This window comes from Streptomyces sp. NPDC036815, from assembly GCF_055609205.1.
Genome location: NZ_JBVJPW010000022.1, coordinates 1 through 21,633, shown reverse-complemented (window position 1 = coordinate 21,633; position 21,633 = coordinate 1). Strand labels below are relative to the sequence as shown.

The following is a 21,633-nucleotide window of genomic DNA, read 5'->3' as shown; positions in this document are numbered from 1 at the left end:
GGCCTCGTACGGCTAGTGGTTGTAGGGCGGCCATTTGTCGGAGCTCTTGACGATACTCACGCCGGGCCCGCTGCCTCGGAAGATGACGGTGGACAGCCTTCGCGTACCGTCAGACCGTAGTTCCCAGGTGCTCTCGACGCCGAGTGCACCTCGTGGGCCGTGGACGACGGAATTCGTCACACCGAATTCACCGCTTCCGCCGTTCCACTCCTTCGTGAAGGTCCTCTCGAACGGTTGCTTCGATGCGCCGGTCAGATGCTCGGTCACGTACTGCCGCATCTCTGCGGTGTCGTTGATGCCGATGCGTCCTAGCTGCAGTTCGTTTTGCAGTGCCCTGGGTGAGTTGTGCGAGTCCGGCTTGATGTTCTTGTTGAAGAGATAGTCGAGTTTGCGAGGGTCGACTTCGGTGCCGCCTTCGCCCGGTGTGCATGGTGCGAGCCCCAGCGGGTCGGCCCAGGTGTGCGGGTTTTGAACATAGGCGACGGGGTTCGGGGCGGGGGCCAGGCCGAGCGGGTCCGGGGTGAGGTATCGGGCGGTTTCAGGATCGTAGTGGCGGAAGTAGTTGTAGTTGAGACCGGTTTCCGGGTCGTGGTACTGGCCGGGGAAACGGAGCGGGGTATGGGCAGTGGCAGCACGATTCCAGGTCGTGGTGCCCCAGAGCGTGGTTCGCGCACGCCAGACGATGTCCCCGTGTTCGTCGAGGAGTTCGGTGGGTGTGCCGACGAGGTCAGTCACGATGGCGTAGAAGCGCTCGTCGACCTCGGAATCGTCGAGGTACTTGTGTTCGGCCTGAGTGAGGGGGCGCAGGCCGTCGTGGGTCCAGGTGAGGGTGACGGTCTCGGCACAGGCGAGGGCACGGCTGGATTGCTCGGCGAGTGTGGTGCCGTCCCAGGTGAAGTCGGTCTGTTCGGTGACTGTGTGGCCATCGGACGCGAGTCGTTGCTTGGCGATGCGACGACCGGCCGGGTCGTAGAGGTAGCGCCAGATGGTGCCGTCGGGAGTGACGACCTGGGTGAGACGGTCTTCGGCATCCCAGGTGTAGCGCCAGGTATCCGGCTTGCGGGACAGGCGAGGTTTCTGACGCAGGGTGATGCGTCCGGCGTCGTCGTGTTCGTAGCGAACCTGGCCGGCCCGGATGATGCGGCTACCGGAGTATGAGCGGGTGCCGGTGGCTTCCTGGCCGGGTTGCTCGGTGGGCCAGGCAGCCTTGGTCTGGTTGCCTGCGTCGTCGTAGGCGTAGGTCTCGGACCACTGATCTGCGCGGACTGCGGTAACCCTTCCCGCGGCGTCCAGATCGAAGTGGCGGTAACCGTTGAGACGGTCGTTGACGCCGACAAGGGCGCCGTCCGCGCGGTAGGTGTAGTCCCGCTGCTGGATTACGCCGTGCGGAGCCGGTCCCGTCACTGTCTGGTTCGTAAGGCGGCCGACGGGATCGAAGACGCTGGCGAGCGTGACGGTCTCGCCGAGGCTGCGGGACAGCTCACGGCCTGCCTGGTCGTGGTCGAACGTCAGGGTGTGGCCGGAGGTGGTCAGCTGCGTCCGGTGCCCAGCTGCGTTGTAGGCGTAAGCGGTGGTCGCACCGGTCGGGGTGGTGCGTTCCGTACGGCGTCCCAGCAGGTCATAGGAGTACGTCGTGGTGCGGTCGTTGACCGTCTCGGAGAGCAGGCGTCCGGCGGTGTCGTAGCAGCGGCTCAGTTCGGCGTCGCCGGTCACAGCCCGGGTCAGACGGCCTGCCTCGTCATAGACGTATGTGGTGACGGAACCCGCGGCGTCCTTCGTCACCGTACGGCCCAGGAGATCGCGCTCGAAGCGAATCTGCTGCCCGGTGGCGGTGGTGCGGTTGACGAGTTGGCCAGCTGCGTCGTGGGTGTAGGCGAGGGTGCGGCCATCGAAGTCTGTCTCGGAAACCAGGCGGCCTGCCGGGTCGAAGACGTAGGCCCACGTCGATCCCTGGGAATTGGTGACGCCGGTGAGGCGCAACTCCGCGTCGTGCGTGAACTCGTACCGGACACCGTCGGGACCGGTGCGTGCGGCGAGCTGGTCGAAGTGGGTGTACTCGAACCGAGTGACCGCTCCCGTCGGGTCGGTGTGACGCGTGCAGTTGCCTTCGCCGTCGTACACCCAGCGCTCGCTGGAACCGTCCGCGTACGTACGGCGGGCGAGCTTGCCCTCCGCCGTCCATTCAAGGCGGGTCACGTGCCCCAGCGGATCAGTGACGGTGACGGGGTTGCCGAAGGCGTCACGTTGATACGAGGTGACAGCGTCGAGGGGGTCGGTGACTTCGACAGGCAGGCCCGCCGCATCGCAGCGGACGCGGATGGTGTGGTCCAACGCATTGGTGACGGCGACGAGATGGCCCGCCTTGTTGTAGCCGAAGCGCGTCGTGGCCCCGGCCGGATCCGTGACAGCGACCCGGTTGCCCCGGTCGTCGAACTCCTGCCGCCATACGCTGCCGTCCGGCTCGGTGACCGTTATGGGCAAGCCGAGTTCGTTGTATTCCGCGTCAGCCGTCAGGCCGTCCGGCCGTACGGCGGACGCCACCCGGCCGTGTTCGTCGTGAATGAAACGCGTGGTGCGGTCGAGCGGATCAGTGACCGCGATGAGCCGGTGATCGGCATCCCACTCCTGGCGGGTTGCGTGCCCGAGGGGATCGGTCTGCCGGATGAGGCGGTATGCCCCATTGTGCTCGTAGCGGATTGTATGGCCAAGGCCGTTGGTGACGCGCGTCGTGCCCGTCTCGTCGTCGTAGGCGAGGGTGCCGGACAGGAAGCCGTCGCTGCCCGCGGTATGAACCACGCGCCCCGACTCGTCGTAGGTGTATTGGTAGACCGTGCCGTTGCGGTCGGTCCACGAGGTGATGCGCCCTACGTCGTCGTACGTGAACCGCAAGGGCAGCCCCGAGGAATTGGTGACCTCGGTGAGGTGCCCATCCTCGTTGTAGCCGTAGGAGACGAGGAGCGTCCCGTTCCCCTCCGGCTGCGCCGGGTCGAGGAGCCGAAGGCTCGCTATGCGGGGCAGGTGGGGGTGGTGGTCGAGGGCGATGCGGTATCCGCCGGAATGGGAGACCTCGGTGGGGAAACCGTCGTCCGCGTAGTGGAGGGCGATGCGTTGGTCGTTGCGGTCCACGATGGTGTGCAACGGCAGGTCGACGGCCTGGCCGTCGTCGGCGGGAAGCGGAGAGTGGAAGACGTACGAGTGCCCGGTGCCCGGATCGGTGATGCGCAAGGCGCCGTCGATTTCGGTGTCCCAGGCGAGCGAGAGGCGCGAGCCGCCCTCCGGGTAGACGGGGTCGGCGGCCTCGGAGGCGAGTGGCGGGTAGATCAGCCGGGCCCCGTCGGGGGCGGCGTAGATGAAGCCGCTGGCGTCGGCTTGGAGACGCTGGTCGAGGGTGGAGGCCCAGGAGGGGCCGAACCAGCCGCCCCAGCGGTACGAGGAGACATGGGTGCGCCCCAATACCAGGGGCAGGGTGCCGGGCAGTGCGACGTCGGTCTGCGGCAGCAGCATGTCGCCGGTGGCCACGTCGATCGGGTCACGGTCGCACTTCTTGAGCATTGCCCGGATGGAGGCGGGCAGTTTCTCCCACTCCGCGGGACGCAGCTTGAGCCGGGACAGACCCGAGCCGTCGGCTCCCAACGCCTTGCTGAGCTTGGCGAGTTCGCTGGGCTTGAGCTTGCCCAGGCCCTTGCCGAGAAGCTTGCCCAGACCGCCGACACCAACACCGAGCGCTGCCCCCGTCGCCAGGGTCTCCGCCAGTTTGCCCGGGTCCTTGAAGGTCCCCGGATCCTGCAGGGCAGCGTCGAAGGCGGCGAACGACATACCCTCGCCCGCGAGCTTTCCGGCCTTCGCGATCGTCTTGATCTCGCCGAGGGCCTTCAGCGCCCGCTCCAGGCCGCGGATCGCCTCCATGACGGTGCGGATGACCGAGGCCATGCGGGTACCGGACTTCTCGATCCGGGCGATCAGCGCCACTACCTTCGCGGCCCGTGCACCGGCCGCGAGGTTCCCGGCGATCACGGACAGGCCGCCGGTCAGCACCGACAGGCCCAGGCTCGCGATCTCGAACTCAGCGATCTCGGCGAGGATCACACCGATCTCGGAGAGCAACTCGTGTGCCTCGTCGGCGAAGTCGTCCAGCGCCTTGGCGCCGTCGCGTAGCGAGTCAGCCATGTTGGTGGCCTGCGTGCGGGCGGTTTTGGCCCGCTTGTGGAGGGCTTTGGCGGCTTCGCCCTCCCACTCCAGGTCCGTGAGCGCCGTCTCGGCGGCCTGAGCTGCGGCGTCAAGCCCCTTGGCCAGGGCCCGCCACTGCTTGGCTATCTCCCGGATGCCGTCGGGGTCGACAGCCGGGTCGGTGATGCCGAGGAACTCCAGATTGCTGGCGAGGGTGTCGCCGAAGGCGTGGTTGGCCTTGTTGATCCATTTCAGCGGGTTGAGGTCGCCGGCATCGATGCCGGGGATGTCGAAGCCCATGGACGGCTCAGCCCTTCTTGGCGCGGGCCGCTGCGCTCAGCAGGATGTCCAGCAGGTCGAAGGCGTCGGAGACGTCACCCAGGAACTTCGCCTCGTCCTCCCACTCCTTGTGGAGGTTCTTGGTGAGCTTGGCGATGGTGTCCATGCCGTCCTGGATGTCGTCCTTGGCGCTCATCAGCGATCCCAGCACGCCGAAGGCGGACATGTCGTGTGAGGCGGCCTTGAAGTCATGCAGGGGCTTGGTGGTGTGGTGATCCACTTTGCCCAGTGCGGAGGCCGCCTTGTGCAGGGATTCCGCGTCCTTCTTCAGGTCCGACATGCTGCCCGCCCCCGTGGGTCGAGATGGTTCTGCGTGTGGTGCACCGACCGGCCGACGGCCTCGGTCAGCGGTTGATCGACTGGACTTCCTGGACGTTCATGTCCTGGGTCGTCTCAAACGTGCCGTCGGGCAGGGGCCCATGTGCATCGCCCGTGCCGCGCCAGGAGATCTCCCAGGTCACCGATGCCGTGAGCTGGTTGGGCTGGCCGTCCGAGGCGCGCAGATAAGTGATGCCGCACGGCGGGTCCTGCTTCGAGCTGCCCTTGGTGTACGGGGTGCCGATGGAGCCGTCCTTGTTGAAGGTGCACTCGCCAGACGTCGGGTATGTCTGCGCGTCCTCGGTGCCCGGTTCCAGGTGGAGGCTGACCGGCTTGGCGGTGGTTTCCGCGAACAGGCCGGTGCCGGGCAGCTCGGCCCGTACCTTGACCTCCTTGAACGTGCCCTTGTCCAGCCACACCCACGTGGGCAGGTTCACCGTCGACTTGGCCTCGGGCTTCAGCTCGACCTTGGTGTCGGGCACCCTGGTCTGCTGGTAAGCCAGCGCCGCCAGGGTCTTGGGATCGATGGCCTGCGGAACCTTCGGGACCTTGCCCTTGTCCACCCAGAACGGAGGACGAGTACAGGCACCCGCGGCTGGGTCGTCCCTCATGTCGGGGTTCTCGACAGCGACCCACCACATGCCCTTGCCGTTCTTGCCGGCGTTGAAGTTCTTGTAGGGGTGCCCGCCCTTGTAGCGCGCCTTGGCGTCCGCGAGGTCCTTGGGGTCACCTCCCGCGGACTTGTGCATCGACCACTTCGCCTCCGTGAAGGTCTTGAAGTCCTTGGCCTTCCAGTAGGGCTCATACCAGCACGCCGGAGCCTTCCAGCCCACAGCCGTGGGGGTCAGGGAGCCGGAATGCCGGACCTGGGAAGGGGCGCCTTGCATCTTGAAAGCGACCCTGGACAGCAGTTCCTGCCCAGACGAGTCACCTGATGTCTCTGTCTCCTGGGAGCCAGCACCGCCCCGGCCTGCCGCAAGGGCCACAGGTGTGCCGAGCAGGCACGCTGTGACGGTGAGCGCCGCAATGGCTCTGCCCCGCGTCACGGCTGACACTTCTGCGACCCCCGGTCCTCGTTGAGGCTCCGGGTCTGCCAGACGCCGTCTTTGTTCTTCTTCACGCCGGTGTTGTAGAAGACGTAGTTGTCAGGGCTGTCCGGCGGGGTGTCGCTCTTGATGACCTTGTTCGACTTGCGGTTCTTCAGGTTCGTCCTGCTCTCGTCGACGCAGTACGTCACCGCGGCCGAGGTCTTGTCGAAGACCGTCACGCGCCGGTTGAAGTAGCGTGCGGTGCCGGTCCAGCTGACGTCTTCGTCGATGTTGCGCTTGGTGTACTTGTAGAGCCCGACCAGCGCCTGGTCCGTCGTATAGAAGGCAACTGCAGAGTGCTTCAGGTCCCCGGTCGCCAGAGCCTCGTCCACCGCACTGATGCGCCGCTCGTTGTCCGCCAGGATCGCGTCCTTCACCGCATCCCCGGTTTCCCGGCCGTCGAAGACGTTCTTCATGTCCGGCGGCAGCTTGATCTCCGGTCGGTCGATGCCGTCCGCCGTTGCAGAGGACGACGGTGACGCCGACTTCGTCTGACCTGTATCTGCCCCGGCGATCTTGTTGCTGTCGTTCTTGTCGTCCGAGCCGCCGCAGGCGCTCAGCAGCAGAGCCGCGGAAGCCGTGAGCGCGGCCGCCGCGAGCCGGGTCGAGCGGTTCACAGTTGTCTCCGGTGAGGTGAGGGTTAACCCGAGCGAAGCAACGCTATCTGTGAGCGCTTGGTGACAAAGAGAGCGGGGCGGACTTTGGCCGAGACGTATCGGGGCGCACCGGTTGATGATGGGTGCAAACATGGCGCTGGCGGGCTACGGCACGGACACGATCTGAAGCGACCGCCGAGTCCTCTGTGCGTCACCGCGAGCAGGATCCTGACATGACCCTGGCCCATCACGGCGACACGGAGTCGGTGGAACGTGGGATGCAGGGGCAGGCTGTCCACCTCAACGGGGTGAGGTGCAGCGGAGTGCGAGCGTTCCGTGGGGATATCTGCCGCAGTGAGGCGGCTCTACGATGAGGGTGGCCTCGGAGTCAACGGCGAAGGCGAAGTCGCCCCGCAGGTTCGCCGCCCGTGTCGCCAGCCTGGTCGCTCCCATGGGCTGGAGGCGGTGTCCTGCCACGGTGTGCTCAAGTGTGGGATCACTCCGATATCGGGTGTTCGCCCCACTCGACCTCTGGTGAGCCGACGCAGCGTCTTCCATAAGCCACCGTCGGACTCCAGGACCCGACCCACCTGGCCAGCCTGCTCGGCCAGGGCGCGAGCCGCCTGCTTGTTGTCGTCACCTGACATGAGGTGACTCACCCACGACCGCGTTCGGGTCGTGGGTGAACTGCCGGTTTGCGTAAGCGACTTGGAGGCGGCACCCGTTGAAGTGGTCCAGGTCATATAAAAGGCGTCTCGTGATTCGAGATGGATTGTCGGGGCGTGCGCTACTGAAGCCCGCCGCACCTCGATGGCGTGCCGGTTCGTGCGGCTTGGGGCACGTGGAGGGCACGCCACCCTCTAATGGGTCTAGACAACAAACAAGCCCCAGGCCGATGACCTGGGGCTAAAGACTGGAGCGGGTGACGAGAATCGAACTCGCACTCTCAGCTTGGGAAGCTGATGTTCTACCACTAAACTACACCCGCGAAAGACGCCGCCAGAAGCGGTGTCGTAACGTCGCACACTCTACCTCATCGTGACTTCGTCATGGGCCCCGCGCGCTCTCGCCGCGGGGCCCGAGCGCTGTCCGGGGGGTGGATGCGCCGTGCGTCGGGAGGGAGTTGGGGCGTACCGTGGATTGTGGTCGCGCCGCCTGGAGAGGCGTCCCTTTCATACCGTAATGTGGGCTTTCGTCGTCGGCTCGGAGGCGAGCGAGAGACGAGTGAGTACGGGTACGTACGAGCTCACCTACGACTGGGGAAGGGACCCGAGGACTTGATGGAGCGCACCGTCGTCCGATGTGCCGAAGGGCACGTGTTCAGCACCACTTCGTTCCCGATGCAGCAGGCGGACCGGCTCGGTCCCGGTCGGCTCATCCGCTGTCCGCGCTGTGCCCGGCTCCGGCACGCCGTGCCGGTGTCCCTGGCGAAGCGGTAACCGCGACCAGAGGCGCGCGGGTCCCGTCCGATTGGGGCGGGCCCGCGCGCTCTGCGTATCCTCGGGGCGTGCTTCTCTCAGACAAGGACATCCGGGCCGAGATCGACTCCGGACGGGTGCGGATCGACCCGTACGACGAATCCATGGTGCAGCCCTCGAGCATCGACGTGCGGCTGGACCGCTACTTCCGGGTGTTCGAGAATCACCGCTACCCCCACATCGACCCCTCCGTCGAGCAGGCCGATCTGACGCGGCTCGTGGAGCCCGAGGGCGACGAGCCGTTCATCCTGCACCCGGGTGAGTTCGTGCTGGCGTCCACGTACGAGGTCATCAGCCTGCCGGACGACCTCGCGAGCCGGCTCGAAGGGAAGTCCAGCCTCGGGCGCCTCGGGCTCGTCACGCACTCCACCGCCGGGTTCATCGACCCCGGCTTCAGCGGGCACGTGACCCTTGAGCTCTCGAATCTGGCGACTCTGCCGATCAAGCTCTGGCCCGGGATGAAGATCGGGCAGCTGTGCATGTTCCGGCTCACCTCGCCCGCCGAGGCCCCTTACGGGTCCGAGCGGTATGGGTCGCGTTACCAGGGGCAGCGCGGGCCGACCGCCTCCCGTTCCTTCCTCAATTTTCATCGGACACAGGTGTGAGCAGCGGTATGAGTGACGTGCGCGAGAACCTTACGTACGAGAAGTTCGGCGGCGCTGTGCGCGAGCTCGCGCAGACGATCGCCGACGACGGGTACCAGCCCGACGTGATCATCTCCATCGCCCGCGGTGGCGTCTTCGTCGCGGGCGGACTCGCGTACGCGCTCGACTGCAAGAACATCCACCTGGTGAACGTGGAGTTCTACACGGGCGTGGGGACGACGCTCGAGATGCCCGTGATGCTCGCGCCTGTTCCCAACGTCATCGACTTCACCGACAAGAAGGTGCTCATCGCCGACGACGTCGCCGACACCGGCAAGACGCTGAAGCTGGTGCACGACTTCTGCCTCGACCACGTCGCCGAGGTGCGGTCCGCCGTCATCTACGAGAAGTCGCACTCCCTCGTGAAGTGCGAGTACGTGTGGAAGCGCACCGACGAGTGGATCAACTTCCCGTGGAGCGTGGAGCCGCCCGTCGTGAAGCGTCAGGGTCAGGTTCTCGACGCCTGAGAAGTAGGTGGACGCCTGAGTAGCAGGTCTACGTGTGCAAGGGCCCGGGGACTGGTCGTCCCCGGGCCCTTGTTCGTTCGCGTACGGCGCACGGCGTACGGCTTATGGCGTACGTGCGTGCTAGAACGTGCCCAGCTTGATGATCGACAGGATCGCCAGGAGCTGGATCGTCGACGCGCCCAGCGCCTTCGGCCAGGGCAGGTCGTGGGACTTGGCGACCATCGTCGTGAGCAGCGCGCCCGCCGCGAGCCAGGTCAGCCAGCCGAGCAGCTGGACGAAGGGCTGGCCGCCGCCGAGGAACATCGCGACGACCACGCGCGGCGCGTCCGTGAGCGACATGATCAGCATCGAGAGGCCGACCGTCGGCTGCCAGGCGCCGTTGCCGCCGAGCTGGCGGGCGAGGGTGTGCGTGACCACGCCCAGGATGAACGCGCTGATGGTGATCGCGACGCCGGTGGTCAGTACGTAGGGGACGGCCGAGGACAGCGTGGCGTTGATCGCGTCCTGGCGGGCGTCCTCGAAGCCGAAGATCGCGAGCGCGCCGTAGAGGAACGTGACGATGAGGGCCGGGGCCCACATCGCGTAGTCCCGCATCTGCAGGAAGGTCGGGCCCGGGCGCAGCACGATGCCGCGCAGCAGGTCCTTCCAGTGCAGGCGGGGGCCGACGGGCGGGGCGGTCGCCTGGCCCGCGCGGTAGGTGTCGCCCTGGGTGTAGGGGTCCTCGCCGATGGAGAAGGCCTGGGTGTGCCCCGGGTTGTTGGCCGCGTACGGGTCGTACCCGCCCGGGTCCTGGCCGTGGGCGTCGGGGCCACCGAAGTACTCCGGCTCACCGTGGTTGCCGCCCGCCTGGGGCCACTGCTGGCCGCCGGAGCCGCCACCGCCGTACGGCCGGCCGCCGTGCGGGGCGCCGCCGGGGGCACCGCCTCCGCCGTACTGCGGGCCGTTCCCGCCGTACTGCGGGCCGCCCCCGCCGTACTGCTGCGAGTTCGACGGCGCGGGTGGGTAGCCGTACGGCTGTTGCGTGCCCTGCGGCGCCTGCGGCCTGCCCTGGGGGGCCTGCTGCCTGCCTTGCGGGGCCTGCTGTCCGTACGGCTGCTGCCGCGGTTGTTGTTGCGGTCGCGGGGCGCGGTTGTCCCGGCCGCGTCCGATCCTGAATCCAGCCACGAATCGAACGTACCTGGTCTGAAGGGCTCGGGTCGTCCCTCCTCGGGAGGAGACCGGCTTTGCCGCTGACCTGTGACAACCCTTAGGGGGTCCCGGAGGGGTTCCCCGAGGGGTTCCCCGAGGGGGCCCTGAGGGGTTGCCCCAGGGTCCCGGTGACGCTAGTGGCCGAGCACCGCTCCGTATGCCTCCGGGTCGGAAGAGGCGGGCAGGCCGAGGGACTTGGGGGTGACGGCGGTGACCGGGGTGCCGCCCGTCGTGGCCCCGGGCAGGTCCCAGACACCGCCCGCGGCGGAGTCCTCGCCGGGTGCGGCGGCGGACAGGTCCGGGACGCCGTCGCCGTTGTGATCCCCGAGGGCGAGGGCCGCGCCGAAGAGGTCGCCCGCCTCGGCGGCGCCCGGGACGCCCGGGGTGTTCTGCTGGTACGCGACCGCGCCCGCCGCCGAGCCGTCCGCGTTCAGGATGCCCTTCGCGCCGCCCTTCAGGACGGTGACGGCGCCTGCGCGTGCGGCGCTGCCGATGGCCTCGCCGGGGGCGCCCGCGATCAGGTCGTCCTTGCCGTCGCCGTCGATGTCCGCGGCGGCGAGCGCGTTGCCGAAGTCGTCACCCGTTTCGGCGACGCCCGGCACGCCCGGGGTGTCCTGGTTGAGGGTCTGGCCCTCCCACACGAGGCCGCCGCCGTCCCCGTAGTGGATGTGGATGCCGCCTCCCTTGGCGATCTCCTCGGGGCCGCAGGGGTCGTCGATGTTCTCGTCGGCGATCTCGCGGCAGTTGCCGAGGGCCAGGTCGTCGTGGCCGTCGCCGTTGAAGTCGCCCGCGGCCAGCGCGTTCGCGGCGCTGTTGTTGCTGCTCCAGGTCAGACCGAAGTCGCCTTCGAACTCGTCGTTCCGGTCGTAGCGGTAGAGCTGGACGTGTGACTGAGTGTTGGGCTGGTTCTGCGTGTAGTAGGCGACGGCGAGTTCGGGGTGGCCGTCGGAGTCGAAGTCGCCGGTCGTCATCACGGGGGCGCGGCCGCCCATGCGGCGGCCCATGAGGGGGCTGGTGTCGGCGGTGTACGGGTTGAAGTTGGCGACGACCTGGTCCTTGCCGCCGATCGCGAGGTCGACGTCCGTGTCGCCGGTGAAGTCGGCGGCGGTCAGGGCGTTGCCGTAGGCGTCGGAGGTCTTCTCGCCGCGGGCGGCCGTGTTGGCCTGCGCGAAGCCGTCGCCGGTGCCGTAGAGCACGGTGACGGAGCCCGCGTCCTTCTTGTCGTCGATGTCCTCGCCCGGGGCGCCGATGACGAGGTCGGCGTACTTGTCGTGGTCGATGTACGCGGTGGTGACCGCGCCACCGAACCGGTCGCCGGACTCCGGGGTGCCGGGCACCTCGACGGTGGCCTGCGTGATGCGGCGCACGTCGTGCGGGTCCGGCCCGTGCTCGCCGCCGAAGACGACGCTCACGTATCCGGCCTTGGCCTTGCCGTTGACGGTGCCGCTGGGGACGCCGACGGCGAGGTCGGCGTATCCGTCGCCGTTGAAGTCGCTCTTCGCGTGGGCGGGGGCGGGGGCGGCGGGGGCCGCCGGTGTGGCGGAGGCCGTGGTGGCGGTGAGGGGGAGGGCGAGGCCGGTCGCGGCCAGGGCGGTGGCGGCGGCCAGGGCGAGGGTGTGGGGGCGAGTGAGGGGGCGGGGGTGGTGATGGGGGCGGGGGTGCATGGGGGCTCCGGGGGGGGTGGGGTGGGCCGGGCCCCGCATCGGTGGGGTGCGGGGCCCGGGTGGTGGGTGGTTGGGTGGGCTGTGAGCTGCGGGCTGTGAGCTGACAGCTGCGAGATGCGGACGGCGTGGGCTGGCTTGGCCCGCGAAGTCGCTCCGGGGCAGGCCGTCCGGGTCAGCCTGTCCGGGGCGGTCCGTCGGGTCAGTCCGTCCGGGGGGCAGTCCGCCAGGGCAGTCCGCCCGGGGCGCCCGTCCGGGTCATCCCGTCCTGACAGTCCGTCCGAGTCATCCCGCTCGAGTCATCCCGCTCGGATCATCCCGTCCGGGCAGTCCGCCCTGGGCAGTCCCTTCGCGTGCGACATGTCCGGGTCGGCCCGTCCGCATCGGCCGTACGGAACAGTCCGTCCGGGTCGGCCCGTCCGCATCGGCCGTACGGATCAGTCCGTCCGGGTCGGCCCGTCCGCATCGGCCGTACGGATCAGTCCGTCCGCGTCAGTCCGTCCGCGTCGGCCCGTACGGATCAACCCGTACGGATCAGTCCGCGAAGTTCACGCCCAGGCGGGCCGTGCCCGCCGACGAGATGCCGACCGTCGACGTGTAGACGCCCGCCGGGCCGGCGAACGTGCCGTCCGCCTTGCTGGTCAGCGGGTAGAAGGCCCCGTTCGCGCCGTTCTCGCCGAACGCGCCGACCGTGACGTCGCCCCGCCCGTCGCCGTTCAGGTCGTCCACGTGGACGTCCGCGCCGAAGAAGTCGTTCGTCTCGTTGGAGTTGGGGACGCCCAGCGTGTTCTGGTCGAGGAGGACCGCGCCGCGCGTGGACAGGCCCGAGCCGTCCGCCGCGCCGTAGATGACGGTGACCGCGCCCGCGTCCACGACGCCGTCGAGGTTCTCCCCCGCGGAGCCCACGACCAGGTCGAGGTGGCCGTCGCCGTTGATGTCGCCGAGGTCGAGGTCGGTGCCGAACGAGTCGCCCTTCTCGCCGCTGCCCGGCACGCCCGCGCTGTCCTGCGTGAAGATCTGCGTGCTGCCGTACGGACCGGTGGCGGCGCCGTGCACGACGTACACCGAGCCGCCCTTGTTGGCGCCCGCGATGCCGTCGTCCCAGCTGAGGCCGATGACGATGTCGCCGAATCCGTCGCCGTCGGTGTCGCCGACGTCGGTGATGGTGCCGCCGGGCAGCCGCTGCTGGCGGGAGGTCTTGAGGCCGTCGGCGGTGCCGGGCACCCAGAGGTTGGCGTTGTACTCGTCGGCCGTGGAGAAGCCGTCGACGATGAGGTCTTCCCTGCCGTCGCCGTTCACGTCGCCGGAGTGCAGGTTGAAGGGGCCCGCGCCCTCGCCGCTCAGGATGGCGGGCTTGATCGTGTAGTGGCTGCTGCCGGTGCCCCTGGTGCGGGAGATCTTGCCGTTGAGGACGTCGATGGTGCTCGCGCCGGAGCGGGCGCCGATGGCGAGGTCGGTGGTGCCGTCGCCGTCGAAGTCACCGGCTTCGATGGGCGAGCCGAAGTAGTCGTGGCCGCTCGGGCGGGGGTCCTTGACGGTCGTGCCGCCGCTCAGGCCGTTCGCGGAGCCCCACAGGACCTGAACGGTGCCGCCGTCCTTGTCGCTGCCGACGTCCTCGCCGGGCGCGCCGACCGCGAGGTCGTCGAAGCCGTCGCGGTCGAAGTCGCCGTACGCGGTGTCGGCGCCGAAGCCGTCGCCCGTCTCCGCGGAGCCGGGGACGCCCGCGCTGTTCTGGCTGAAGGTCTTGTGGCGCAGGGTGGGACCGCCGTACGTGACGGCGACCTGGCCTGCCGAGTCCTTGCCCGCGACGTTGGCGCCGGGGGCGGAGGTGGCGAGGTCGGCGACGCCGTCGCCGTTGAAGTCCGCCTCGTGCGACGGCAGCGGGTCGGCGGGCGCGGCCGACGAGGTGGCTGCGGTGACGGAGAGCAGCCCGCCAGTGAGGGCAGCGGCCACGACCGTCGTCGCGACGAGGCGGCCGCGTCTGGACCGGGCGGTGGAGGTGCGCTGGTGCTTGAGCATGCGGGTCTCCTGCGGAGTGCGGTGCGGTGAGGCGCGTTCGCCGGGAGTTGGCCCTGGCGTCACGCGCTGGTCGGCGAAGGGGAGACCGCTGGGGTGGGGCAAGGGTTGTATGGGGAGGGGGAGTTGGGCGTGGCGAGTCAGCCCGGGTGATTCAGCCTGTCCGGCGTTTGAGGACGAACTCGGCGGAGCTGGTGATCGGACGGTGCGGTGATTCAGGCCGTCCGGAGTTTGAGGACGAACTCGGCGGAGCCGGTGTTCGGACGGTGCGGGGATTCAGCCTGTCCGGAGTTTGAGGACGAACTCGGCGGAGCCGGTGACAGGACCGTCCACCATGACGTGGGGGCGCCGCACCTGACGACGGCGCCCCGAACGGTGACCGAGCCCGACTACCGCGAAAGAACGGCCCCGTAGCCCCGCGCACCCGAGAGCCCCAGCTTGCCCGGCGTCACGGACGTGACCGGCGGCTTCGGGCCGGTCTTCGGGGACTCGGCGTACCAGACGCCGCCCTTCGAGCCGTCCTCACCGGGCGTGCCCACCGCGAAGTCCGCGCGACCGTCACCGTTGTAGTCACCGGCCGCGACGGCCGCGCCGAAGCGGTCGCCCGCCTCCGCCGTGCCCGCCACGCCGTCGGAGTTCTGGGTGTAGGCGGGGCCCGAGAAGTCCTGGCCGATGCCGGACGAGGCGAGGACCCAGTAGCCGCCCGCGTTCTTGGCGGTGCCGACGGCCTCGGTGTCGGCACCGGTGATCAGCTCGTCCGTGCCGTTCCCGTCGAGGTCGGCCGCCGCGAGGCGCGCGCCGAAGTTGTCGCCCGCCTCGGCGACGCCGCCGACCCCCGGGTTGCTCTGGGCGGTGCAGGAGGCGCCGCCGTCGCCGAGGGTGCCGTCGCTCTTGCCGTAGACGACGGCTATCGCACCACCGAGGATGTCCTCGCAATAGGTGCCCTCGGCCTCGGGGTTGGGCCGCATGTTGCCGACGGCGAGGTCCGTGCTGCCGTCCCCGTCGAAGTCACCGGTGGCGAGCGCGGTGTCGCTGCTGTCGGCGGTCGACCACGTCTCCTTCCAGGTGCCGTCCGAGCCACGGCTGTGCACGGTCGTACCGCTGATCTCCTGGCCGTGGTACGAGATCGCCAGGTCATCGCCGCCGTCGTTGTCGAAGTCACCGGAGGCCAGGGCGGACGCGCCCGCGAAGTGCCAGCCCGTGACCCGGGAGACCTCGGAGGGCGAGCCCTCGGTGAAGGGGCCGGGCCGCACGACGACCGAACTGCTCTCGTCGAAGTGGGCGTTGAAGGCGATGTCGATGTCGCCGTCCTTGTCGAAGTCGCCGGTGGCGAGCAACGAGCCGTAAGTGGCACTGTCGATGTCACCGTTGGCGGCGGTGAAACCGCCCTTGAAGCCGCTCGCGGAGCCCCACACGACCGCGACGGTGCCGGAGCTCAGGCCGACGGCGGTGTCCTCGTCGGGAGCGCCGACGACCAGGTCGCTGTAGCCGTCGCCGTTCATGTCGTTGGACTCGACAGTGTGGCCGAACCCGTCGCCCGCCTCCGGGGTGCCGGGCACGCCGGCCGTGGCCTGGCTGACGGTGGTCGAACCGTGCTTGCCGAGGCCCGACTTGCCGCCCCAGACGACGTTGACGTATCCGGCCTTGGCCTTGCCGTTCACGGTCGCGTCCGGCACGCCGACGGCGAGGTCCACGTAGCCGTCGCCGTTGTAGTCGGCGCGGATCTTCGAGGGGGCGTGGGCGGCCGCTGGGGTGGCCGCGGCGGCGTTGCCCGCGGTCAGGCCGGTGACGCCGAGGGCGGTGGCGGCGCAGAGGGCGCCTGCCGCGAGGAGCTTGTTGCGCGCGGTCGTGCGGGCGGTCTTGTGCGCCGGCTCGTGGGCCGACGCGTGTGCGGTCTTGCGGGTGTGGGTGGGCACGGGGGCCTCCAGCTGTTCGGGTGGTTCGTGTGCCGAAGCGGTCGCCTTCCTCGGCGACACCGGACAACCGCGGGCTCTGCGTGAGCCTTTGGGTACGGCTTGGCTACCGGGGGGTGTGACTCGTGGGGCGTACGAAGGGTTGTGCGCCGAGAGTGACGGGGAACCTCCCCCCGCCCTCCGGGGGTCGCCTCCCGGGCCGTCACGACGCCAAGCGTCAAGCCGTAGACGTCGTCACGCCCCGCTCAAGGACGCCCCGCTCAACACGCCCCCTCAAGGACGCCCCGCTCAAGGACGCCCCGCTCAAGTCGCCCGCTCAAGACGCCCCGCCCAAGGACAGGAACTCCTCCGTGGAGAACGTCAGTAGCGGCTTGCGCGCGACCAAGTCGCCCCCCTCCCCGCCGGGATAGACGGCCACCGTGTCCCGGCTGTCCCCGCGATACGTCCGTACGACCAGGTCAGCCCGCTTGTCCCCGTCGAAGTCCGCGACCTTGAGGACTTGTGTGGTGCCCCGAGCGGTTGGCGTGACGCTCGCCGTGGGCTCGGCGCCGAGCCCACCCGTACGCCCCCGGAACACCCGCACGGCGCCCGAGCCGCCACCGCTCCCGCCGCCGCCACCGCTCCCTCCGCTCCCGCCGCTGAGGACGAGCTCGCTCAGCCCGTCCCCGTCCAGGTCACCCGCGTCGGCCACCACGTCCTTGCCCTTCAGGGAGCCGCGCAGGGGGCCCGGCACCTCGTAACGGAGCGCGACACCGGTCGGCGAGGCGATGGCGGCGTCCATGCCCGTGCCCTTGCCGAACCGGCCGAACGCGACGTCCCTGCCCGCCGGGAAGAGCACGCCGGTCTCGTCGGGCCCCTGCGGGCCGCCCAGGACCAGGGCACTGGCGGCGGCGCCCGACGCGTTCGCGGCCTTGCGGACGAGGACGTCGTCGTAACCGTCGCCGTCGACATCCGTGGCGCGGCCCGACACGAGGTTGTTCCCCGGACCGGTGACGGGCTTGCCCGCGGCGCGCGGGGCGCCGTTCCGCTTGAACGGGCCGCGCAGGTACGTCAGTCGGGCCCCGCTCGCGTGCAGGACGAGGTCGTCCGCGCCGTCCCCGTCGAAGTCCCCGCACACCGGCTGGTCCGGCCAGTCATTGCCGAAACGTGCCTGCGCGGGCACCGTCAGCTTCACGGCCTTGCCCGTCAGACCCTTGGGCGAGCCGAAGAGGATCTGCAGCGGTACGGGGGGCTGTCCCTGCCCGTCGTACGGCGGGTCGGTCGAGACGAGCAGATCGGTGAAGCCGTCCTCGTCCAGGTCGCAGGAGGCCTCGGACTCGAACGCGGCGGGCAACTCACCCTTCGTACGGGCGCCGTTGGCGTGCGCGCTCAGGAGTTGCCGGGCGCCGGGGACGAGGCCGTCCTTGCCCCCGTAGACGATGCCGATACCGGCGTCGTCGCCGTGGCCGCGGTGGACCAGGTCGTCCAGTACGAGGTCCCGGGCGCCGTCACCGTTGAAGTCGTCGTCGGCCCTGCTGCCCTTGCCCGCCGGTACGGGGCGCTGCGCGGGGCCTTTGGCGGCGGTGTTGACGGGCCGGTGCGGCTCGGCGCCGTCACCGTCGTCGTGGCCGCCCCCGCAGCCGCCGAGAGCGAGCGCGCAACCGAGGGCGGTGGCCGTCGCCGCACCCACGCGCCGCCGTACGCCGCGGCTTCCGCCCCGTATCCCGGCACTCCGCATGCCTCTCACCCGCCCCGACTGCCTCTCCCGACAACAACCAGCCCATGATGCGCATGTTCCCCGTGCGGGATAAGGAGGGCGGGGTCCCGTTTGCATCACGGGACACACCGATCCCACGCCACCCTGCGGGCCCCGGGCCGACCGGGGGCCCGCAGGGCAAGCTCGTGTGGCTCGTGTGGTGCGAGCTCCTCGCGGCGGTCGCCTGACCTGGGGGGACCCCCGGATCACCGTGGCTCGGGCGACTCCGGCGACTCTGCCGGATGCGTCGGCTCCGACTCCGGCTCCGTGTGAAGAACCTCCCGTGCCTGCTCCGCCGCGCGTACCAGGCCCTCCGAGACGAAGTCCACGAAGCGGGCGACGCCTTCGAGACGTGCGGCCGCCCGCGTGCCGGGTCCCAGGATGCCGACGCCCTGCCGAGCCGTCTCGACCAGCCGGTCGTGCGCCCGGGCGCTGGCGATCATCGACTGGTACCAGACGTCGTTGTCGACGACATACCGCTCACGCCGCCGTTCGTCGCGCTCGCGGCGGATGAGTCCCTGACCGTCCAGGAACGCGACCGCCTTGGAGACGGACGCCGGGCTGATCCCGAGCCGCTGGACGAGTTCGGACGCGGTGAGGCTGCCCGCCTCGGTGGTGAAGAGGGCCACCAGCACGCGGGCGGTCATCTTGGGCAGGCCCGACTGCATGAAGACCGTGGCGAGCCTCTCCTCGTACTCCCGGACCACCTCGTCGTCGTGCCCGTCGTGCCCGGCGCGTTCGCCGGCCCCCGCAGGCGCCTGCGCACCCCGCGACGGGGTCTGCCTGCGCCGGTGGGCGCGCTGTTCCGTGGCGCGGTGGGCCAGGTCGGCGCGGTAGCCGGTGGGGCCGCCGTTGCGCATCACCTCGCGCGTGATGGTCGAGGTGGGGCGGTCCAGGCGTCGGGCGATCTCCGCGTACGGGAGGTCGTCGGCCAGGCCCAGCGCGATCTGCTGGCGCTCCTGCTGGGTGAGTCTGCCTCCCGGCATCGCGGTCTCCTTCGTGGTCTGCGGTGGCTCCAGCCTAGCGTTCGATTCCTATTCATTGCAACGCAACGAGGCTCGCATGTTGCATTAGATTTATAGCCGTTGCAACGAAATAGTGGTTGTGAGCTGCGGTGATGCGAGTTGAGTGCAACGAAAGCGTTGCTGGAATCGTGAACGCAACGTAGCTTTTTGTCCATCGGAAACGACAGCGACACAGCCAAGGAGCACACCATGCAGAAGTTCGACACCCCCGCCCCGATCGCCGCCCTCCTCGACATCCCCGCCGGCCGCCTCCAGCTCATCGCCGCCGACCGCACCGACACCGCCGTCGAGGTCCGGCCCGCCGACGCCGCGAGCGGCAAGGACGTCAAGGCCGCCGAGCGGATCTCGGTCGCGTACGCCGACGGCGTCCTGCGCGTCGAGGCCGCCGCGCCCAAGAACCGGATGCTCGGCCACTCCGGTTCCGTCGAGGTGACCGTCCAGCTGCCCGCCGGTTCCCGCGTCGACGCGAAGGCCGCCGCCGGTGAACTCCGGGGCGTCGGACGGCTCGGCGACGTCACCTACGAGGGCGCGCAGGGCCCGGTCAAGCTCGACGAGGCCGCGAGCGTCCACCTCGACGTGATGGCCGGTGACATCGCGGTCGGCCGCCTCACCGGGCCCGCCGACGTCCGCACCATGAAGGGCGACATCCGCATCGCCGAGGCCGTGCGCGGCGCGGTCGAACTGCGCACCGAGGCCGGGGAGATCACGGTCGGCGCCGCCCGCGGAGTCTCCGCCTCGCTCGACGCGGGCACCGCGTACGGCCGGGTCCACAACGCGCTCAGCAACACCGAGGGCGCCGACGCCGGTCTGGCGATCCGCGCGACCACCGCCTACGGCGACATCACCGCCCGCAGCCTCTGACCGCCACCCCGCCCACCGTCTCCAGAGGGAGCAGATCCACCATGACCGACCTGGCCATCGCGGCGCACGGGCTGCGGAAGTCCTACGGCGAGAAGACCGTCCTCGACGGCATCGACCTGGAGGTCCCGCAGGGCACGATCTTCTCCCTGCTCGGCCCGAACGGCGCCGGCAAGACCACCGCAGTGAAGATCCTCTCCACCCTCGTCACCGCCGACGCCGGTGCCCTGCACGTCGGCGGCCACGACCTCGCCACCGACCCCCAGGCCGTACGCGCCACCATCGGCGTCACCGGCCAGTTCTCCGCCGTCGACGGCCTCATCACCGGCGAGGAGAACATGCTCCTCATGGCCGACCTGCACCACCTGCCGAAACCGGAGGGCCGCCGCGTCGCCGCCGACCTCCTGGCCCGCTTCGACCTCACCGACGCCGCCAAGAAGCCCGCCTCCACCTACTCCGGCGGCATGAAGCGCCGACTCGACATCGCCATGACCCTGGTCGGCAACCCTCGCATCATCTTCCTCGACGAACCCACCACCGGCCTGGACCCCCGCTCCCGCCACACCATGTGGCAGATCATCCGCTCCCTCGTCGCCGACGGCGTCACCGTCTTCCTCACCACCCAGTACCTCGAAGAAGCCGACGAACTCGCCGATCGCATCGCCGTCCTCAACGACGGAAAGATCGCCGCCCAGGGCAGCGCGGAAGAACTCAAACGCCTCATCCCCGGCGGCCACGTCCGACTGCGCTTCACCGACCCCGACACCTACCGCACCGCCGCCCACGCCCTCACCGACACCACCCGCGACGACGAAGCCCTCACCCTCCAACTCCCCAGCGACGGCAGCCAACGCGCCCTGCGCGCCATCCTCGACCGACTCGACGCGCACGCCATCGAGGCCGACGAACTCACCGTCCACACCCCCGACCTCGACGACGTCTTCTTCGCCCTCACCGCCCCCGCCACCCCCTTCCCCGCCCAGCAGCACAACCAGTCGAAGGAGAACGTCCGATGAGCGCCCTCACCCTCGCCGTCCGTGACTCGTCCACCATGCTGCGCCGCAACCTCCTGCACGCCCGCCGCTACCCCTCCCTCACCCTGAACCTGCTGCTCACCCCGGTCATGCTGTTGCTGCTCTTCGTCTACATATTCGGCGACGCGATGAGTTCGGGGATCGGCGGCGGCGGCGCGGACCGCTCCGCGTACATCGCGTACGTCGTCCCGGGCCTGCTCCTGATGACCGTCGGAAGCACCCTGATCGGCACCGCGGTCTCCGTCTCCAACGACATGACCGAGGGCATCATCGCCCGGTTCCGCACGATGGCGATCCACCGGCCTTCGGTACTCATCGGGCACGTCGTCGGCAGCGTGCTGCAGTCGATCGCCAGCGTGGTCCTGGTGGGCGCCATCGGCGTGGCCATCGGCTTCCGGTCCACGGACGCCTCCGTACTGGAGTGGCTGGCCGCGTTCGGACTGCTCGTGCTCTTCTCCACCGCGCTCACCTGGATCGCGGTCGGCATGGGCCTGGTCAGCCCGAACGCCGAGGCGGCGGGCAACAACGCGATGCCGCTGATCCTGCTGCCCCTGCTCTCCAGCGCCTTCACCCCCGTCGACGCGATGCCGGGCTGGTTCCAGCCGATCGCCGAGTACCAGCCGTTCACGCCCGCCATCGAGACCCTGCGCGGCCTGCTGCTCGGCAGCGAGATCGGCCACAACGGATGGCTGGCCGTGGCCTGGTGCCTCGGCCTTGCGGTGCTCGGTTACTTCTGGTCGACCGCGACGTTCAACCGCGACCCGAAGTAGTGCCCAGGGGTACAGGGGTGACACCACAGGCCGGTCCCGCCCGAGGGCGGAACCGGCCTGATCGGCGTGTACCTGATCGGCGTGTAGTGGTACGGGACTACGTGGTCACCAGGGCTACTTGGCGGGCTCGGTCTCGGGCTCCGTCTCGCCGGTGGCGTCCTCGGCCGGTGTTTTCACGGAGTCGAGGAGGAGTTGGGCGACGTCGACGACTTGGAGGCTTTCCTTGGCCTGGCCATCGTTCTTCTTGCCGTTGACGGAGTCGGTGAGCATGACGAGGCAGAAGGGGCAGGCCGTCGACACGATGTCGGGGTTGAGGCTGAGTGCTTCGTCGACGCG

Annotated in this window: 16 protein-coding genes and 1 tRNA gene; 5 read left to right on the top strand and 12 right to left on the bottom strand. The window is 69.6% G+C overall.

Features of this window, described 5'->3' with window-relative positions; translation table 11 throughout:
* Positions 1-12: 12 nt before the first annotated feature.
* From ACZ69I_RS31905 to ACZ69I_RS31885, 5 genes are all read right to left on the bottom strand, one after another.
* Positions 13-4,467 carry an RHS repeat-associated core domain-containing protein gene (locus ACZ69I_RS31905; protein WP_470836058.1) on the bottom strand — a complete coding sequence of 1,485 codons (4,455 nt, stop codon included), beginning with the start codon at positions 4,465-4,467 and terminating at the stop codon, positions 13-15.
* 7 nt (positions 4,468-4,474) lie between these two features.
* Positions 4,475-4,786, bottom strand: coding sequence for a hypothetical protein (locus tag ACZ69I_RS31900; RefSeq protein WP_467678883.1), 312 nt, complete (start codon positions 4,784-4,786; stop codon positions 4,475-4,477).
* 64 nt (positions 4,787-4,850) lie between these two features.
* Positions 4,851-5,657: a hypothetical protein gene (locus tag ACZ69I_RS31895; RefSeq protein ID WP_470836056.1), complete on the bottom strand. Its 807-nt coding sequence runs from the start codon at positions 5,655-5,657 to the stop codon at positions 4,851-4,853.
* 209 nt (positions 5,658-5,866) lie between these two features.
* Entirely contained in the window at positions 5,867-6,529 is a 663-nt protein-coding gene (locus ACZ69I_RS31890; RefSeq protein WP_470836054.1) for a hypothetical protein, read from the bottom strand.
* Between the two features lie 893 nt (positions 6,530-7,422).
* A tRNA-Gly gene (locus ACZ69I_RS31885) sits at positions 7,423-7,496 on the bottom strand.
* Positions 7,497-8,015: 519 nt separating this feature from the next.
* Between ACZ69I_RS31885 and dcd the strand changes: the two genes are divergently transcribed.
* Positions 8,016-8,591 (top strand): dCTP deaminase, encoded by a 576-nt coding sequence (dcd, locus tag ACZ69I_RS31880; RefSeq protein WP_055565996.1) that lies wholly within the window; start codon positions 8,016-8,018, stop codon positions 8,589-8,591.
* An 8-nt stretch (positions 8,592-8,599) separates the two neighbouring features.
* Positions 8,600-9,097, top strand: a complete 498-nt coding sequence (locus tag ACZ69I_RS31875; protein WP_467674421.1) for a phosphoribosyltransferase — start codon at positions 8,600-8,602, stop codon at positions 9,095-9,097.
* A gap of 120 nt (positions 9,098-9,217) precedes the next feature.
* On the opposite strand, the gene ACZ69I_RS31870 is transcribed toward ACZ69I_RS31875, so the two are convergent.
* From ACZ69I_RS31870 to ACZ69I_RS31845, 6 genes are all read right to left on the bottom strand, one after another.
* A complete protein-coding gene (locus ACZ69I_RS31870; RefSeq protein ID WP_470836053.1) occupies positions 9,218-10,261 on the bottom strand; it encodes a Yip1 family protein in 1,044 nt (347 codons plus the stop codon).
* Between the two features lie 158 nt (positions 10,262-10,419).
* Positions 10,420-11,949, bottom strand: coding sequence for an FG-GAP-like repeat-containing protein (locus ACZ69I_RS31865; RefSeq protein WP_470836052.1), 1,530 nt, complete (start codon positions 11,947-11,949; stop codon positions 10,420-10,422).
* A gap of 531 nt (positions 11,950-12,480) precedes the next feature.
* Entirely contained in the window at positions 12,481-13,965 is a 1,485-nt protein-coding gene (locus tag ACZ69I_RS31860) for an FG-GAP and VCBS repeat-containing protein (RefSeq protein WP_470836050.1), read from the bottom strand.
* Between the two features lie 386 nt (positions 13,966-14,351).
* The gene (locus ACZ69I_RS31855) at positions 14,352-15,878 is read right to left on the bottom strand and encodes an FG-GAP and VCBS repeat-containing protein (RefSeq protein WP_470836049.1); all 1,527 of its coding nucleotides are present in this window, start codon (positions 15,876-15,878) and stop codon (positions 14,352-14,354) included.
* Positions 15,879-16,191: 313 nt separating this feature from the next.
* Positions 16,192-17,592 carry an FG-GAP repeat domain-containing protein gene (locus ACZ69I_RS31850; protein WP_470836048.1) on the bottom strand — a complete coding sequence of 467 codons (1,401 nt, stop codon included), beginning with the start codon at positions 17,590-17,592 and terminating at the stop codon, positions 16,192-16,194.
* A 224-nt stretch (positions 17,593-17,816) separates the two neighbouring features.
* The gene (locus tag ACZ69I_RS31845; protein WP_470836047.1) at positions 17,817-18,596 is read right to left on the bottom strand and encodes a helix-turn-helix domain-containing protein; all 780 of its coding nucleotides are present in this window, start codon (positions 18,594-18,596) and stop codon (positions 17,817-17,819) included.
* A gap of 228 nt (positions 18,597-18,824) precedes the next feature.
* On the opposite strand from ACZ69I_RS31845, the gene ACZ69I_RS31840 reads away from it, so the two are divergent.
* The 3 genes from ACZ69I_RS31840 to ACZ69I_RS31830 are packed head-to-tail and all read left to right on the top strand — an operon-like array spanning position 18,825 to position 21,297.
* Entirely contained in the window at positions 18,825-19,496 is a 672-nt protein-coding gene (locus ACZ69I_RS31840) for a DUF4097 family beta strand repeat-containing protein (RefSeq protein ID WP_470836046.1), read from the top strand.
* A gap of 41 nt (positions 19,497-19,537) precedes the next feature.
* Entirely contained in the window at positions 19,538-20,509 is a 972-nt protein-coding gene (locus tag ACZ69I_RS31835) for an ATP-binding cassette domain-containing protein (RefSeq protein ID WP_470836045.1), read from the top strand.
* Positions 20,506-21,297 carry an ABC transporter permease gene (locus tag ACZ69I_RS31830; RefSeq protein ID WP_470836043.1) on the top strand — a complete coding sequence of 264 codons (792 nt, stop codon included), beginning with the start codon at positions 20,506-20,508 and terminating at the stop codon, positions 21,295-21,297. The genes ACZ69I_RS31835 and ACZ69I_RS31830 overlap by 4 nt, the downstream gene beginning before the upstream one ends.
* A gap of 114 nt (positions 21,298-21,411) precedes the next feature.
* Here the strand turns inward: ACZ69I_RS31830 and ACZ69I_RS31825 are convergent.
* On the bottom strand, positions 21,412-21,633 hold a 222-nt coding region (locus ACZ69I_RS31825; protein WP_470836041.1), incomplete at its 5' end, for a hypothetical protein.

Coding starts and splice junctions, on each gene's coding strand:
- ACZ69I_RS31835 (WP_470836045.1), top strand. CDS start 19,538: ATGACCGACCTGGCCATCGCGGCGCACGGGCTGCGGAAGTCCTACGGC.
- ACZ69I_RS31860 (WP_470836050.1), bottom strand. CDS start 13,965: ATGCTCAAGCACCAGCGCACCTCCACCGCCCGGTCCAGACGCGGCCGC.
- ACZ69I_RS31850 (WP_470836048.1), bottom strand. CDS start 17,592: ATGCGGAGTGCCGGGATACGGGGCGGAAGCCGCGGCGTACGGCGGCGC.
- ACZ69I_RS31830 (WP_470836043.1), top strand. CDS start 20,506: ATGAGCGCCCTCACCCTCGCCGTCCGTGACTCGTCCACCATGCTGCGC.
- ACZ69I_RS31865 (WP_470836052.1), bottom strand. CDS start 11,949: ATGCACCCCCGCCCCCATCACCACCCCCGCCCCCTCACTCGCCCCCAC.
- ACZ69I_RS31875 (WP_467674421.1), top strand. CDS start 8,600: ATGAGTGACGTGCGCGAGAACCTTACGTACGAGAAGTTCGGCGGCGCT.
- ACZ69I_RS31840 (WP_470836046.1), top strand. CDS start 18,825: ATGCAGAAGTTCGACACCCCCGCCCCGATCGCCGCCCTCCTCGACATC.
- ACZ69I_RS31900 (WP_467678883.1), bottom strand. CDS start 4,786: ATGTCGGACCTGAAGAAGGACGCGGAATCCCTGCACAAGGCGGCCTCC.
- ACZ69I_RS31845 (WP_470836047.1), bottom strand. CDS start 18,596: ATGCCGGGAGGCAGACTCACCCAGCAGGAGCGCCAGCAGATCGCGCTG.
- ACZ69I_RS31905 (WP_470836058.1), bottom strand. CDS start 4,467: ATGGGCTTCGACATCCCCGGCATCGATGCCGGCGACCTCAACCCGCTG.